Below are 14078 nucleotides of genomic sequence, written 5' to 3' on the forward strand. Positions count from 1 at the left end.
GCCGCGCGCCGCCCGCCACGCGGTGGGCCCCGGCGGCAAACCGGGCTCAGAAGTCGGCGAAGAGGTACGGCACTCGGCGGGGGAACAGGCCGCGCAGCTCCGTGGCGGCGTCCACCGGCACCTCACCCAGACCGCGTAGCGGCAGCTCGGCCGGGTCCAGCACCCCGTACGCGAGGGCGGAGAGCCCGGCGGCGGTGAGCGTGGCGGTCGGCGCGCGGCCGGTGGTGTCGTCGACCAGTTCCAGCGCTCCGGTCGTGCCGTCGAGCAGGTGGGTGCCGGCCAGCCAGCGGTCCCCGGTCAGCTCGATCCGCACCCGGCCCGGGCCGGCGGGCAGCCCGCTCAACGCGTCCAGCGACAGCAGCCGGGCCATCGGCGCGGACGAACCCGGCACTGCCGTACGGGCCTCGACGTGCACGTCCAGGTCGGTCATCCACAGCTCGGGCAACTCGTCCGGCGGAACCTGAACGGTGATCCGCTCGATCTGGTCGACGTGCCGGGCGAAGAACTGCAACAGCAGCGTCCGCGCGAGCGGGTCGGTGACAAGCAGCTCGTTGCCGTGCAGCGTGCCGCCGTGTTCGTCGATCCGGTACGTCACCGCGCCGGTGACCTCCCCGCCGACCCGGGCGGTGAGCAGCCAGTACTCGTCACGGTCACGCATCCCGACCGCCCGGTGGTCCGGGAAGATCGCGAAGCCGTGTCGTTCCTGGAGGTTGCGCTCGGTGAACGCCCGCCACGCCGGATAGCCGGCGGCGACGCGTTCCCAGCCGACCTCGCCGGGCAGGTCCACCCGGAGCAGCGAACCCAGGTTGGCCGGGGTGAAGGTGACCCGGCGCGGCTTGGGCAGCCCGACGTAGCCGAACCGGGCGTAGAAGCTGGGCCGGAACGGATAGAGCGCGCTGAGCGGGTGGCCCTCGTCGCGCATCTCGTCGAGGAGTTGGTGCAGCAGCGTCCGGACGTGCCCCTGCCGGCGGGCCAGCGGATGGGTCGCCACCCCGGCGACACCGGCCATCGGCAGCACCACCCCGCGCAGGTTCTGTCGCATCGGGATGGCCGAGACGGCGGCCAACGTGGTGCCGTCCTCCTCGGCGATCAGCGTCCGGTTGCCCTGGTTGTAGGGCAGGTAGTCGCGGAACTCGGCGGTGCGGGCAGCGCTGAGCGGCGAGGACTCGAAGGCGTACGCGGCCAGCGGGAAGCTGGTGGTGAGACGGTCGTCGTCGGTCACCCGGCGAATGGTCATTCGCCTATCTCAACCCGCCGCGCGGGTCGCAGCAACCGGATTGGCCCGATCCGCGGCCGGTGCGGCGGTCAGCCGACCGGCAGGTGCCGCAGGTGGCGACGGCGGCGCAGGCGGACGCTGGCCACCGCAGCCACGCCCAGGGTCAGCAGGGCGGTGACGACGAGCCCGTGCAGCAGGCCACGGAAGAGATAGCCCTGGTCGGTGTTGTCGACAGTCCAGGTGGCGATCTCCCGGCTCGACCAGAACGGCGTCAACCTCGCCCCGGACCCGGCCGGGTCGATCAGCATCTGCACCGTCACCACTGTGAGCAGCAGCAGCGTGCCCTCCAACTCGCGGGGCAGCAGCGCACCGATCAGCATCCCGAACGGCGCCGCCACCGCGACGGAACAGAGCAGCGCCGCCGCCAGGCCGCCGTACCGCAGGTCCGCGCCGTCGATCATCGGGAGCAGGAAGAAGGGTACGGAGATGACCAGCCCCACCGTCCACAGACCGAGCATCCGACCGAGGTAGAGGTGGTGTGGGCGGTAGCCGGCCAGCCGCAGCCTCGGCTCCAACTCGCGGGCCGCGGTCGTGGCGAACAGCGCGGCGGTGCTCACCGCCCAGCCCACGCCGAGCAGCAGCGAGCGAACCGACTGCCCGAGGTAGGCGTCCCGCCGGATCAGGTAGAAGGTCAACGGCATCAACAACAACAGCAGGAGTACGCCTCGACGCCGCAGCAACTCCCGCAGTGTCATCTCGGCGACGGTGACGAGCCGGTTCACGGGCGGCCTCCCTGGATGCCGGGCGCGTGCCGCAGGGTCTCGTGTGCCGGGGTCAGGTCGAGCACGATGTCCACCCGGTCGAGTTGGTTGAGCAGGTGGGTCACCACGACGATGGCGGTGCCGGCGTCGCGCAACCTGCTGAGCTGGTCCCAGAAGTTGACGTACGTGCCCTGGTCGAATCCCTGGTACGGCTCGTCGAGCAGCAGCACGTCGGGGGCGCTGAGCGTGGACATGGTCAGGTTGAGCTTCTGTCGGGTGCCGCCGGAGAGGTGGCGGGCCTGCACGTCGCCGCCCGCTTCCCAGCCGAGCTGCCGGGCCGCCGCCCGACCGGCGCGGCGGGCCGGGCCCCGGGCCACATCCTGGCCGGCGCCGATCAGCACGAAGTGCTCGTCGGCGAGCAGGAAGTCGGAGGTGCCGCCGGACTGCGGGCAGTAGCCGAGCCGCCCGGAGACGGTCACCTCACCGGCGTCCGGTGACATGAGGCCGGCGCAGATCCGGAGGAAGGTGCTCTTGCCGCAGCCGTTCGCGCCGACGACTGCGGCGATCTGTCCGGCCCGGACGGTCAGCGTGGCGTCGCGCAGCACGGTTCGCCGTCCGTACCGCTTGGTGATGCCCGCGGCGTGCAACCGGACCGGGCCGGGGCGCGGTCCGGGCGCGGTGCCGATGCTCTCCACGACGGCACCCGCGTACTGCTGGGGTGGGCCGAAGACGACCCAGGGGTCGCCGCCGCCCTCGCGTAGGTGCGTGGCGGCCTCGGCGACCACGTGCCGTGCGGCGTCCGCCGCGACCCGGCGCTGGTGCAGCTCGGCTGTGAGCGTACGCAGCCAATCGTCGGCGTTCACCGGCTGACCCCCTTCGTGACGATGTCGTTCACCGGCCGGACGAAGGTGAGCCAGGCGCTGCCGCCGGCGCGGAGTGCCGCGTGCCCGTCGTCGGTGAGCCGGTAGTACTTGCGGGCTGGCCCGGCGCTGCCCTCCCGCCACTGCGCGGTCACCAGGCCGGTCTTCTGTAGGCGCAGCAGCACGGGGTAGAGCGTGCCGCCCTGGATCGGCCCGACGCCCGCCGCGTCGAGCGCCTGGGCGAGCTGGTAGCCGTAGGACTCGCCGTTGGACAGCAGGGCCAGGACGCAGATGTCGAGCACCCCCCGCAGCCACTGCCCACGCCGGTCGGAATCCACGCGTCGGACAGTAGCGGCGCTAGCTAGATGGCACAACCACCTACTGTGGCAGCGGAGCCCGAACCAGTCGGTCCGGGTGAGCCGCCGAGCGAGCCGTACGGGTCAGCGGGCGACGACGTCGGAGACCACGACTGTGACGTTGTCCGGCGCGCCGGCGTGGTGGGCCAGCTTCACCAACTGCTCGCCGCACTGCTGGCGGTCGGCGTACATGCCCAGGGCGGCGGCGATGGCCTCGTCCTCGACGTAGTCGGAGAGCCCGTCGCTGCACAGCAGCAGCCGGTCACCGGGGACCACTGTGAGCACCCCGACCGCGGGTGGGGTGTCGGCGCCCTGCACGGCCCGGGTCACCAGGGACCGCTGCGGGTGGTGGCGGGCCTGCTCGGGAGAGAGGGTGCCCTGATCGACGAGCGCCTGTACGAACGTGTCGTCCCGGGTGAGCTGGGTCAGCTCCCCCTCGCGCAGCAGGTAGCAGCGGGAGTCGCCCACCTGGGCCAGCACCAGCGTCTCCCCGGCCAGCAGCGCCGCCGTGAGCGTCGTACCCATGCCGTCCCGGCTCGGGTCGACGGTGATGGCGGCGTGGATGCGCTGGTTGGCGGTGCTGACCACGGCACGCAGCGCGTCGGCGGCGCCGTCGGGGTCGGTGGGCGGAGCCAGCTCGTCCAAAATCCGGATCACGATCTCGCTCGCCACCTCGCCCGCAGGCAGCCCGCCCATGCCGTCGGCGACGGCGATCAGGCGGTCACCGGCGAGGGCGGAGTCCTCGTTGTTGGTGCGCACCAAGCCGATGTCGTTGAGGATGACCGAGCGGAGGATCAGCGTCATGGGGACAAGCTTGCCAAGAACAACCCGCATTCGTCTCTACGCCTCCTACCTAGGTCGAGAAATGATTGCGATTTTCGTCGACGGGGTCGACGGTCCGTGACCGTTCGGCGGGGTCTCCGCGGCGCGGATAGCGCAGCAGCAGGCTCGCGGCGACCTCGTCGTCACCCACCGCCGCGTAGCTGTGTGGCACGTCCGACACCCAGCGGAGGTGACCGCCGGCCGGGGCGGTCAGCGGTGCGTCGGCCGGCCCGGCGCGCAGCACCCCGGCGAACACGGTGACGTGCTCGGTCACCCCCGCCGGGTGGGCGGGGGAGAGCTGCCCGGGGCCGGGCGCGACCCGCATCCGGTACAGCTCGTAGGTCGCGTCGGTGTCGGTGAAGACCTCCAGCAGGGTGGCGGTGACGGCGGTGCCGTGCACGGTGGGCCCGGCGGCCGGCTCCGCCAGTACGGCCGTCAGCGGTACGCCGAGCTGCGCGGTGACCGCCCAGAGCGTCTCCAGGGTCGGGTTGCGGGTGCCGTGCTCCAGGCCGGAGAGGGTGGCCTTTCCGACACCGGCGAGCCGGGCGAGTGTGGACAGCGAGATCCCCTGCTCCTCGCGCAGGGCACGGACCCGGCGCCCGACGACGGCGGGATCCACGTCGAGGCCCGGGCGCGGGGCTGGTGGTGGGTGCGGCACCCGGCTATCGTGCTACACGCTTCCGTTCCGTAAACGGAACAGTCGGGAGGGTGGAGTGTCCGGTCGCGTGCAACCGGTGCTGGCGGGGGTGGTGACCGCGCTGGTCGGCTTCGCCAGCTCGTTCACAGTCGTGCTGGCCGGGCTCCGAGCGGCGGGCGCGTCGGACGCGCAGGCCGCCTCCGGCCTGCTCGCTCTCTGCGTGGCGAGTGGGCTCGCCGCCGCCTGGCTGGGCTTGCGGTACCGGATACCGATGAGCGTGGCCTGGTCCACTCCGGGCGCGGCGCTGCTGGTGGCGACCGGTCCGCCGCCGGGCGGATGGCCGGTGGCGGTGGGCGCCTTCCTCGTCTCCGGTGTGCTGATCGTCGCGGCCGGGTTGTTCCCACCGCTCGGCCGTGCGGTGGCCGCCATCCCCAAGCCGGTGGCCGGCGCGATGCTCGCCGGGGTACTGCTGCCGCTGTGCACCGCCCCGGTCCGCGCGCTGGTCGAGCTGCCGGTGGTGGCCGGATCGGTGGTGGTCGGTTGGCTGCTGCTGCACCGGTTCGCCCGACGCTGGGCAGTGCCAGGTGCGCTGGTGGTGGCCGTGGCGGCGATCGCACTGACCGCACCGCCGACCGGCCTGACCGGTGCCGCGCTGATCCCGTCGGTCACGCTGACCGCGCCGGCCTGGAACGCGTCAGCACTGGTCGGTCTGGCCCTGCCGCTGTTCCTGGTCACCATGGCCGCGCAGAACGTACCCGGCATGGCCGTGCTGGTCGGCTACGGCTACCGGCCGCCGTTCGGCGCCGCGCTGCGGACCACCGGCCTGGCCAGTCTGCTCGCCGCCCCGGCCGGCGGGCACGCGGTGAACCTCGCGGCGATCACCGCCGCGCTGGCCGCCGGTCCCGACGCGCACCCCGACCCGGAGCGCCGATGGATCGCCTCGGTCACCGCAGGCGCTGGGCTGGCCGTGCTCGGCCTCGGCGCTGGCGTGGCCACCACGCTGGTGGCGGTCGCCCCACCGATCCTCATCGAGGTGGTCGCCGGGCTGGCGCTACTGGGCGCCCTCGCCACCGCGCTCGCTTCGGCGGTGACCGACCCGGCGACCCGGGAGGCAGCCGTGGTCACCTTCGTGGTGACCGCGTCCGGGGTGACGCTGATCGGCGTGGGCGGCGCGTTCTGGGGCCTGGTCGCGGGCTGCCTGATGCTGCTGCTCTTCCACCGCCGCCAACCCGCCCCTGCCGGGCCGGACCAGCCCATCCCCGCCGCGCGGGAAGGGCGGCTGGGTCACTCCTCGGGCGGCAGTTCGGCCACCCCGACGGCCAGCAAGACCCGGCCGTCGGCCACCGACCCGATCCGGTCGGCCGGTACGTAGACCGCGCCGGTGCGGGTCAGGTCGGTCGAGACCTTCAGATAGCCGCTGTGCAGCAGCCGCGCCGCCAGATCGGCCGGAACGTCCGGCTCCTCGACCGCGGTCGCCTCGATCAGCTCGTCCAAGCTGCTGCCCGGGTCGGCGGTCGGTGTCTGGACTGTCACCGCGTTCGGGTCACCCCGCTGGACGAGGTCCACGGTGCCGACCTCCGTGCCAGCTGAGTCGATCACCGGCATCCCGGTGGTGATCCGCGAGATGGTCGCCTGCTGCTCGTCCTGCTGGTCCATCCCGCTGCGGTTCCCAGGGCGGCGCGCCGCTAAACGCCGTCGCTCGCAGGCGCCGCCGCTTCGCTGGCGCGCGTCGCTTGGCCCGCTCGCCGATGGGGTAGTGGCAGTGGTTCGAGGCGATGGGCCGGAGAGCGTGATGACTGTGTGGCATCAATATGCCTCAGAGTCATCACCGTAAAGAGCAGTACCGCCACCGGGAGGCGGAGCCACGGTGGCGGACGAAGGGCCCCCGCACTGTCTGCTGCACCCGCCCACTCAGCTGTTCGGGAGGGTCCAGCCGCCGGGCGGGCGGGGGGACAGCTCCCGCCAGGTGTCCGGGCCGTCGAGCAGCGCCCGGACGGTGTCCTCGGCCTCGTCCGCACTGCCGTACTCGTAGAAACGGGAGATGCCCTCGGCGCCGCCGGCCCGCTGCTCGACGTGCCACCGGTCGGCGTCCACCCGCAGGAAGACGTCCCGCCGGGCCAGCCGCCCCCACTTCCCGTTCCACCAGTGCTTTCGCTGCTCCATGGCGGGACTCTATCGAACACACGTACGAGAAGGTGCGGCCCCTGCGGGAATCCCGCAGGGGCCGATGTGCATCCGTTCGGGTCAGCGCTGCGTCGGCGGCTCGGGGCGGCGGCCCAGCACGTCGTCCAGCGCCCCACGCTGCTGGCCGGGGGTGGTGTGGCCGGCGGAGACCAGGGCGTCCCGGATCTCGGTGAGCAGCTTGACCTCCTCGCTCGGCGCCGAGGGCGGCGGCTCCTCGCCCCGCTTGCGCCGCTCGGCCAGCCGGTTCATCGGGTAGACGACAAGGAAGTAGAGCGCCAGCGCGGTCAGCAGGAAGGTGATTACCGCGTTGACGAAGGCGATCCAGTCGAACGAGATGCCGCGAAAGCTGGGTGCCGTGCCGGCCAGGCCCTTGTCGCTACCGGTGATGAGCAGCACGAAGACCCGGATCAGCGGGTCGAGGAACGACTTGGTGAGCTGGGTGACCACGCCCGTGAACGCGGCGCCGATGACGACACCGACCGCCAGGTCGACGACGTTGCCGCGCATGATGAAGTCTTTGAAGCCCTTGAGCATTCGTACTCCCGAGGTGTCCGCTTTTCTGTCGGGCACAACCTATGCCCGTTCGGCGGGTTCCAGAAAAGCGCCGGCTTCGAGCGCCGCCCGGCCGGGATCGCCGGCCCGGATGGCCTCGACCAGTCGGGTGTGATCGACGTAGCGCTCGGGGGTGAGCTCCCCGCCCATGGCCTGGGCGACAGTGCTGCGCAGGGCGGTGCCCACCGAGGCGTACAGCTCGGCGAGCATGGCGTTGTGCGCGGCGGCGACCACCGCCGTGTGCAGTGCCGCGTCGGCCTCGACGAACGCGTCGACCCGGCCGCCGTGCCAGGCGGCCTCGCGCTGGGCGAGCGCGCCGTCGAGCGCCGCCAGGTCCTCCGGGGTACGCCGCAACGCGGCGAGCCGGGCGGCCTCCACCTCGAAGGCGCGGCGTACCTCGATGACCTCGGTCATCCGGTCGTCGCCGAGTCGGCGGGCGACCACCGGTGCCAGTTCGTCGGTGGACACCACGTAGGTGCCGGAGCCCTGCCGGCACTCCAGCACCCCGGCGTGCACCAGGGCGCGGACCGCCTCGCGGACCGTGTTGCGCCCGACGCCCAGCGCGGCGACCAGTTGTGGCTCGGTGGGGATGCGCCCGCCGACGGGCCATTCGCCGCCCAGGATCCGGGCGCGGAGCTGCTCGGTGGTCTGCCGGACCCGGTGGCCGCGAGGCGGCACGGCTGGCTGGCTGTGGGGCGGCACGGCTGGCTGGCCGCTGGGGGGCGCCGGCGGCGCGGAGGGGAAATCAACAGACGGTGGCACTGGTTACATCACCGGTCCCAAATTCATCCCATGATTGTAGGTTAGAGGTCATGACCCCGCCACCAACCGCCGCTCCGCCGCTGCCCGCCCCCGTCGCCGTCGACCCTCGCCCGACGCGGGACCCCGGCACCGGCCGGCGGACGCACCCGGCGACCGGTGGCGCGCTGGTGCTGGTCGGGATGCTGCTGGTCGCGCTCAACCTGCGCGCAGTGGTGACGAGCCTCGGGGCGCTGCTCGACGAGGTCCGCGACGGGCTGGGCCTCTCCGGCGTCACCGCCGGCCTGGTCACCACCCTGCCGACCATCGCGTTCGCCGGCCTCGGCGCGCTCACCCCGTGGCTGGTCCGCCGGGTGGCACCGGCCCGGGTGCTGGTGGTCGCCATGTTCGCCCTCGCCGTGGGCCAGGTACTCCGGGTCGTCACCGACTCGGCCTTGATCTTCGTACTCACCAGCGCGCTGGCGCTGTCCGGCATCGCGGTCGCCAACATCCTGCTGCCGATGCTGGTCAAGCAGCACTTCCCGCACCGCACCGGCCTGGTCACCGGGGCGTACACGATGGCGTTGACAGTGGGCACGACTGTGGCCGCCGCCTCCGCGGTGCCGATCGCGCACGCCTTCGGGTCGTGGCGGGCCGGGCTCGGCGTCTGGGCCGCGATGGCAGCGGTGGCCGTACTCCCGTGGGTGCCGCTGGCACTGCGGACCCGCGCCGCGGCGCGGCGGGCGACCCCGACGGCGGTCGTCGCCACGCCGGTGCGGGTCCGGCCGGCGCGGACCCGGCTCGGCTGGGCGATGGCCGTCTACTTCGGGGCGCAGTCGCTCAGTGGGTACGCGATCATGGGCTGGCTGGCCCAACTGTTCCGCGACGCCGGTTACCAGCCGGAGTCGGCTGGGCTGCTGCTCGCCGGGGTGACCGCGCTCGGCGTGCCGATCGCGCTGCTGATGCCCACCCTGGCCGGTCGGCTCGGCAGCCTGCGACCGCTGGTGCTCGGGCTGACCACCGCGTCGGCGCTGGCCTACCTGGGGTTGGCGTTCGCACCGCACGGTGCCGCGCTGCTCTGGGTCGCCCTGCTGGCGATCGGTCAGGGCGCGTTCCCGATGATCCTGACCGCCATCGGCCTTCGCGCCCGAACCGCCGAGGGCACTGTCGCGCTCTCCGCGTTCGCGCAGAGCACCGGGTACGTGATCGCCGCCCTCGGCCCGCTGATGGTCGGCATCCTCTACGAGGCCACCGGCGGCTGGACCGCGCCGATCGGGTTCCTGTTGGGCGCCCTGGCCGTGCAGACGACGGCGGGCATGGCGATCGCTCGTCCTCGTTACGTCGAGGACGAGTGACGCACGCTGACGGTCAGGAGGAAGCCGGCGTCGGTTCGCCGGCGACTGCCTCATCCACCGTCGGGTAGGTGTGCAGCACCTCGACCAGCCCGCTCACCTCGAGGATGCGCAGCACGCCGCGCTGCGGGGCGGCCAGCCGGACCACGCCGCCAGCCTCGTCGCAGCTGTTCTTGGCGCGGACGAAGACCGACAGACCGGTCGAGTCGCAGAACGAGACGTCTGCCAGGTCGAACACCAGCCGGTTGCGGCCCTTGTCGAGCAGGTCGGTGATCTGGTCCTGAAGCTGCGGTGCGGTGGCCATGTCCAGCTCGCCCGCGACCGCCACGACGACCACGTCGCCGCGTTGTTCCGTGTGCACCGTCAACGACATTCGCCAGACCTCCTGTTATCGGGGGAACGGTATCCCACGACCATGGTCAGAGGTAGAACGGGAGCCGTGATCCGGTGGCCATCGTCATTCCGTTGCTACGGGGCAAGTAGTTGATCAGACCCCGGTGATAGAGTCCGCCCGGTCCAGGTCAAGGGGGTTCGAAATGGCGTTGAGCACCGAAGAAAGTGGTCGGCTCGCCGCGCTGCTGAGCGGGCAGGACGAACGGGTCACGACTCGGTGGACCGAGATCGTCACCAGTTCGTTGCGAGGCCGGCTGAGCCAGGCGGAGCTGCGCCGACAGGTCCAGGACCTGCACCGCGCCATCGTCGCCACCGGCCAGCAGGGCACCATCGACCTGGCCGCCGACGGCGCTGCCGAGCTGCGCGCCGCGCTCTCCGAGCTGTCCCGTGGCCGGGCCCGGCAGGGTTTCTCCGCCACCGAGACCACGATCAGCATCTTCGCGCTGAAGGACGTGCTGGCCGAGCTGGTGCAGGAGACCGGCGGCCCGAAAGCGCTCCAGGACTTCGTCGCCTTCTCGAAGCTGGTCGACGAGATGGGCCTGTTCACGTTCGAGAGCTTCGTTCGCACCCGGGAGAGCCTGATCGCCGATCAGGCCGAGCAGCTGCTCGAGCTCTCCACGCCGGTGGTCAAGCTCTGGGAGGGCGTCGTCGCCGTGCCGCTGGTCGGCACCCTGGACTCGGCCCGGGCCCAGGTCGTCATGGAGCGGCTGCTCCAGACCCTTGTCGACACCAGCTCGCCGTACGCGATCATCGACATCACCGGCGTGCCGGCGGTGGACACCCAGGTCGCCCAGCACATCCTGAAGACCGTCGTGGCCGCCCGGCTGATGGGCGCCGACTGCATCATCTCCGGCATCCGTCCGCAGATCGCGCAGACCATCGTGGCGCTCGGCATCGAGTTCGGCGACATCGCCACCAAGGCGAGCCTCGCCGACGCGCTGCGCCACGTGCTGCGGCTCAACGGGGTGGAGACCGCTCGCCGCCAGCCGCGTCGGGACGCCTGATGGAGAGGGTGCCGATCCTCAAGATCGGGGACATCCTGCTCGTCTCGATTCAGCTCGACATGTCCGACCAGACGGCGGTCGCGCTCCAGGAGGACCTGGCCGAGCGGATCGTCGCGACCGGCTGCCACGGCGTCATCATCGACATCACGGCACTGGACATCGTCGACTCCTTCGTCGGGCGGATGCTCTCCACCATCGCGTCGATCTCCAAGGTGCTGGACGCGGAGACGGTGGTGGTCGGCATGCGTCCGGCTGTCGCCATCACCCTTGTCGAACTCGGGCTGTCGCTGAACGGCATCCGTACCGCGCTGAACGTGGAGCGTGGCATGGAGCTGATCGCGGCGGCCCACGCCGACGAGCTCGACTACCAGCTCGACGACGATCCGGACGCCGAGACGGCCACGCCGTGACCGCGGGCATCGACCTGGGCCAGCCACAGGCGCAGTCGGTCCGCAGCGATGAGGACGTGGTGCGCGTCCGGCAGCTGGTCCGCGCCGTGGCGGTGGCCAGCAAGCTGTCCCTCGTCGACCAGACCAAGGTGGTCACCGCTGCGAGCGAGTTGGCCCGCAACACCCTGGTGTACGGCGGCGGCGGTTCGGTCGAGGTGACTGTCGTGGACAACGGCCGACGCAAGGGCGTGCAGATCGTGTTCGCCGACTCCGGGCCGGGCATCGCCGACCTGAACCTGGCGATGACCGACGGCTACACCAGCGGCGGTGGCCTCGGCCTCGGGCTCAGTGGATCACGACGCCTGGTCGACGAGTTCGAGATCGAGACGTCAGCGGAGACCGGTACGCGGATCACGGTCACCAAGTGGTCCAGGTGAACGCCGACGCGGTCACCGACAGTGGCATCTGGTTCCGGGTGGAGGCCAGCAGCGCGGCGAGTGCCGTCCGGCGTGCCGCCGAACGTCTCGGCGCGCAGGTGGAGATGGGCGAGGCGCGCATCGCCGACCTGGCCATCGTCGCCGCCGAGCTGACCAGCAACCTGGTGAAGCACGCCGACGACGGTGTCCTGCTGCTCCGGCCGGTACGCCGCGCCGGGCAGGCCGGGGTGGAGTTGGTGGCAATCGACTCCGGGCCCGGCATGGCCGACCTGACCGTCTCGTCCCAGGACGGGCACTCCACCACCGGCACACTCGGCATCGGTCTGGGCGCCATCGTCCGGCAGGCCAGCTGGTTCGACGGATACTCGCTGCCGGGCCGGGGCACCGTCCTCGCCGTGCAGGTCTGGCCGGCCGAGCCGGCTCGGCCGTCCTGGGCCGGCGCTCTCACCCGACCGCTGACCGGCGAGACGATCAGCGGCGACGGCTACGCCGTGCGGGTCGTCGACGGGCGGCACCAGGTGCTGGTGAGCGACGGGTTGGGGCACGGCCCGCTGGCCGGAGCCGCCACCGAGGCGGCGCTGGCCGCGTTCCGCGACGCCCCGGCCGGCCCACCGGCGATGGTGGTCGGTCACCTGCACCGGAGCATGTCGCACACCCGGGGCGCCGCGCTCGCCGTCGGCGAGCTGATGCCGGAGGCCGGCGTGCTGCACTACGCCGGCCTGGGCAACATCGCCGGCGTGGTCGTCGAGGGTGACGGCCGCCGTCGAGGGCTGGTGTCGCTGCCCGGCATCGCCGGCCACCAACGGCCGACGATCCGGGAGTACGACTACCCGTTCGGTCCCGGCGCCCGGCTGGTGATGCACAGCGACGGGGTGGTCGACCGGTGGCGGATGACCGACTACCCGGGCCTGGCGGAGCGATCCCCGCTGATCATGGCGGCGACCCTGCTCCGGGACGCCGGTGTACGACGTGACGACGCCTGCGTACTGGTCGCGAGGTCGTGGGCGTGAGCGGAGAGCCGGCAGCGCTGCCGCTGCTCCAGATGGCGCTGCGGGTCGAGCAGGACATCTTCGTGATCCGTCAGCGGGGGCGCGAGGTGGCCGCTGTGGTCGGCCTCGAACACCAGGACCAGGTGCGGATCGCCACCGCGCTCAGCGAGGTCGCCCGGGATCTGCTGCGGACAGTCGGCGGTGCCGATGTCTCCTTCCACGTCGACGCGGGTGCCGACGGCCGCTTCCACCTGCGCGCCGACCTGGCCCCGGTGTCCCCGCTGCCCGACGATCGCTACCAACCGCAGTCCGGCGCGGTGTCCCGACTGGTCGACACACTGAGCGTGTCGACCGTCGAGGGGGTTACGGTCGTACGGATGTCCCGACGAGTCCCGGCCAACGCGCCGACGCCGACCCCGGAGCGGCTGGCCGAGTTCCGTACCGAACTCGGCCGCACCGCGCCGGCCAGTGCGCTGGACGAGTTGACAGTGCAGAACGGGCAGCTCATCGCCGCACTCGACGAGGTGCGCAGTCAGCGCGACGAGCTGGCCGTGCTGAACGAGGAGCTGGCCGAGACCAACCGCGGCGTGCTGGCGCTCTACAACCAGCTCACCGAGGAGTTGGAGGAGACCAACCGTGGCGTCGTCGCCCTCTACGCCGAGCTGGACGAGAAGTCGGCCCAACTCCGTGCGGCCAGTGAGTCGAAGAGCCGGTTCCTGGCCAATGTGAGCCATGAGCTGCGCGCCCCGGTCACCGCGATCATCGGCCTGGGGCGGCTGCTCACCGACTCCGCCTCCGACCCGCTCACCGACGAGCAGGGCCGCCAGATCGATCTGATCCGCTCGTCGGCGGCGGACCTGCTCAACCTGGTAAACGAACTCCTCGACCTGGCCAAGGCGGAGTCCGGCCGGATCGAGCCGGAGCTGGCCGAGGTCGACCTGCGGCCGGTCTTCGGTCAACTGCGCGGCACGCTGCGCGCGCTGGCCAGCCGCCCCGAGGTGGAGTTGGTAGTGGAGGAGCCGGCCGCGCCGGCCCTGCTGCGCACCGACGAGGTGCTGCTCGGCCAGGTGCTGCGCAACCTGCTGCACAACGGGTTGAAGTTCACCGAGCGCGGCGAGGTGCGCCTGCGGGCCAGCCAACACGGCGACCGTTGGCAGTTCGAGGTCCGCGACACCGGGCCGGGCATCGCTCCCGAGCTGCACGACCGGATCTTCGAGGAGTTCTACCAGATCCCCGGTGCCACCCGGGTCGGCGGCACCGGCCTCGGTCTGCCGTACGCCCGGCGGTTGGTGACGCTGCTCGGCGGGTCACTGGAGCTGACCAGCGCGGCCGGCGAAGGCAGCACATTCACCGTCTCCCTACCCGTCGGCGGGGCGTGACGGCGTGGA

The 14078-nt window shown here is 72.1% G+C and carries 18 protein-coding genes; 7 read left to right on the forward strand and 11 right to left on the reverse strand.

Annotated elements, in window-relative coordinates:
- Positions 1–46: 46 nt before the first annotated feature.
- From NIE111_RS04640 to NIE111_RS04665, 6 genes are all read right to left on the reverse strand, one after another.
- A complete protein-coding gene (locus NIE111_RS04640; protein WP_238683200.1) occupies positions 47–1222 on the reverse strand; it encodes a GNAT family N-acetyltransferase in 1176 nt (391 codons plus the stop codon).
- Between the two features lie 83 nt (positions 1223–1305).
- Positions 1306–1998 carry an ABC transporter permease gene (locus NIE111_RS04645; RefSeq protein ID WP_238683201.1) on the reverse strand — a complete coding sequence of 231 codons (693 nt, stop codon included), beginning with the start codon at positions 1996–1998 and terminating at the stop codon, positions 1306–1308.
- Entirely contained in the window at positions 1995–2840 is an 846-nt protein-coding gene (locus NIE111_RS04650; protein WP_238683202.1) for an ABC transporter ATP-binding protein, read from the reverse strand. The genes NIE111_RS04645 and NIE111_RS04650 overlap by 4 nt, the downstream gene beginning before the upstream one ends.
- Positions 2837–3175, reverse strand: coding sequence for a PadR family transcriptional regulator (locus NIE111_RS04655; RefSeq protein WP_238683203.1), 339 nt, complete (start codon positions 3173–3175; stop codon positions 2837–2839). The genes NIE111_RS04650 and NIE111_RS04655 overlap by 4 nt, the downstream gene beginning before the upstream one ends.
- A 102-nt stretch (positions 3176–3277) precedes the next feature.
- Positions 3278–3997, reverse strand: coding sequence for a PP2C family protein-serine/threonine phosphatase (locus NIE111_RS04660; protein WP_112586332.1), 720 nt, complete (start codon positions 3995–3997; stop codon positions 3278–3280).
- A gap of 49 nt (positions 3998–4046) precedes the next feature.
- Entirely contained in the window at positions 4047–4673 is a 627-nt protein-coding gene (locus tag NIE111_RS04665) for an XRE family transcriptional regulator (protein ID WP_238683204.1), read from the reverse strand.
- 55 nt (positions 4674–4728) lie between these two features.
- On the opposite strand from NIE111_RS04665, the gene NIE111_RS04670 reads away from it, so the two are divergent.
- Positions 4729–6024: a benzoate/H(+) symporter BenE family transporter gene (locus NIE111_RS04670; protein WP_238683205.1), complete on the forward strand. Its 1296-nt coding sequence runs from the start codon at positions 4729–4731 to the stop codon at positions 6022–6024.
- Here NIE111_RS04670 and NIE111_RS04675 read toward each other — a convergent pair.
- The 4 genes from NIE111_RS04675 to NIE111_RS04690 all read right to left on the reverse strand — a co-directional run bounded on the left by NIE111_RS04675 (position 5937) and on the right by NIE111_RS04690 (position 8090).
- Positions 5937–6308, reverse strand: coding sequence for a hypothetical protein (locus NIE111_RS04675; protein ID WP_238683206.1), 372 nt, complete (start codon positions 6306–6308; stop codon positions 5937–5939). The two genes, NIE111_RS04670 and NIE111_RS04675, sit on opposite strands and share 88 nt — an antisense overlap.
- Before the next feature lie 255 nt (positions 6309–6563).
- The gene (locus NIE111_RS04680; protein WP_030486188.1) at positions 6564–6815 is read right to left on the reverse strand and encodes a hypothetical protein; all 252 of its coding nucleotides are present in this window, start codon (positions 6813–6815) and stop codon (positions 6564–6566) included.
- An 81-nt stretch (positions 6816–6896) separates the two neighbouring features.
- Complete coding sequence (gene mscL / locus NIE111_RS04685) at positions 6897–7370, reverse strand: large conductance mechanosensitive channel protein MscL (protein ID WP_238683207.1); 474 nt, start codon at positions 7368–7370, stop codon at positions 6897–6899.
- 39 nt (positions 7371–7409) lie between these two features.
- A complete protein-coding gene (locus NIE111_RS04690; RefSeq protein ID WP_210786897.1) occupies positions 7410–8090 on the reverse strand; it encodes a FadR/GntR family transcriptional regulator in 681 nt (226 codons plus the stop codon).
- 110 nt (positions 8091–8200) lie between these two features.
- Here NIE111_RS04690 and NIE111_RS04695 point away from each other — a divergent pair, with 110 nt between their 5' ends.
- Positions 8201–9481, forward strand: coding sequence for an MFS transporter (locus NIE111_RS04695; protein ID WP_372488279.1), 1281 nt, complete (start codon positions 8201–8203; stop codon positions 9479–9481).
- Positions 9482–9494: 13 nt separating this feature from the next.
- Here the strand turns inward: NIE111_RS04695 and NIE111_RS04700 are convergent, their stop codons facing one another.
- Positions 9495–9851, reverse strand: coding sequence for an STAS domain-containing protein (locus NIE111_RS04700; RefSeq protein WP_030332365.1), 357 nt, complete (start codon positions 9849–9851; stop codon positions 9495–9497).
- A 163-nt stretch (positions 9852–10014) separates the two neighbouring features.
- Here NIE111_RS04700 and NIE111_RS04705 point away from each other — a divergent pair, with 163 nt between their 5' ends.
- The 5 genes from NIE111_RS04705 to NIE111_RS04725 are packed head-to-tail and all read left to right on the forward strand — an operon-like array spanning position 10015 to position 14069.
- Positions 10015–10875 carry an STAS domain-containing protein gene (locus NIE111_RS04705; protein WP_238683208.1) on the forward strand — a complete coding sequence of 287 codons (861 nt, stop codon included), beginning with the start codon at positions 10015–10017 and terminating at the stop codon, positions 10873–10875.
- Positions 10875–11285 (forward strand): STAS domain-containing protein, encoded by a 411-nt coding sequence (locus tag NIE111_RS04710; RefSeq protein WP_196920595.1) that lies wholly within the window; start codon positions 10875–10877, stop codon positions 11283–11285. The genes NIE111_RS04705 and NIE111_RS04710 overlap by 1 nt, the downstream gene beginning before the upstream one ends.
- Entirely contained in the window at positions 11282–11701 is a 420-nt protein-coding gene (locus NIE111_RS04715) for an anti-sigma regulatory factor (RefSeq protein WP_238683209.1), read from the forward strand. Before NIE111_RS04710 ends, NIE111_RS04715 begins: the two co-directional genes overlap by 4 nt.
- The gene (locus tag NIE111_RS04720) at positions 11698–12711 is read left to right on the forward strand and encodes a SpoIIE family protein phosphatase (RefSeq protein WP_238683252.1); all 1014 of its coding nucleotides are present in this window, start codon (positions 11698–11700) and stop codon (positions 12709–12711) included. Before NIE111_RS04715 ends, NIE111_RS04720 begins: the two co-directional genes overlap by 4 nt.
- Positions 12712–12743: 32 nt before the next feature.
- Positions 12744–14069, forward strand: a complete 1326-nt coding sequence (locus tag NIE111_RS04725) for a sensor histidine kinase (RefSeq protein WP_238683253.1) — start codon at positions 12744–12746, stop codon at positions 14067–14069.
- Positions 14070–14078 lie beyond the last annotated feature (9 nt).

The organism is Micromonospora hortensis, from assembly GCF_022230935.1.
Classification (GTDB): domain Bacteria; phylum Actinomycetota; class Actinomycetes; order Mycobacteriales; family Micromonosporaceae; genus Micromonospora; species Micromonospora hortensis.

Coding starts and splice junctions, on each gene's coding strand:
- NIE111_RS04660 (WP_112586332.1), bottom strand. CDS start 3,997: ATGACGCTGATCCTCCGCTCGGTCATCCTCAACGACATCGGCTTGGTG.
- NIE111_RS04675 (WP_238683206.1), bottom strand. CDS start 6,308: ATGGACCAGCAGGACGAGCAGCAGGCGACCATCTCGCGGATCACCACC.
- NIE111_RS04680 (WP_030486188.1), bottom strand. CDS start 6,815: ATGGAGCAGCGAAAGCACTGGTGGAACGGGAAGTGGGGGCGGCTGGCC.
- mscL (WP_238683207.1), bottom strand. CDS start 7,370: ATGCTCAAGGGCTTCAAAGACTTCATCATGCGCGGCAACGTCGTCGAC.
- NIE111_RS04695 (WP_372488279.1), top strand. CDS start 8,201: ATGACCCCGCCACCAACCGCCGCTCCGCCGCTGCCCGCCCCCGTCGCC.
- NIE111_RS04700 (WP_030332365.1), bottom strand. CDS start 9,851: ATGTCGTTGACGGTGCACACGGAACAACGCGGCGACGTGGTCGTCGTG.
- NIE111_RS04705 (WP_238683208.1), top strand. CDS start 10,015: ATGGCGTTGAGCACCGAAGAAAGTGGTCGGCTCGCCGCGCTGCTGAGC.
- NIE111_RS04710 (WP_196920595.1), top strand. CDS start 10,875: ATGGAGAGGGTGCCGATCCTCAAGATCGGGGACATCCTGCTCGTCTCG.
- NIE111_RS04725 (WP_238683253.1), top strand. CDS start 12,744: ATGGCGCTGCGGGTCGAGCAGGACATCTTCGTGATCCGTCAGCGGGGG.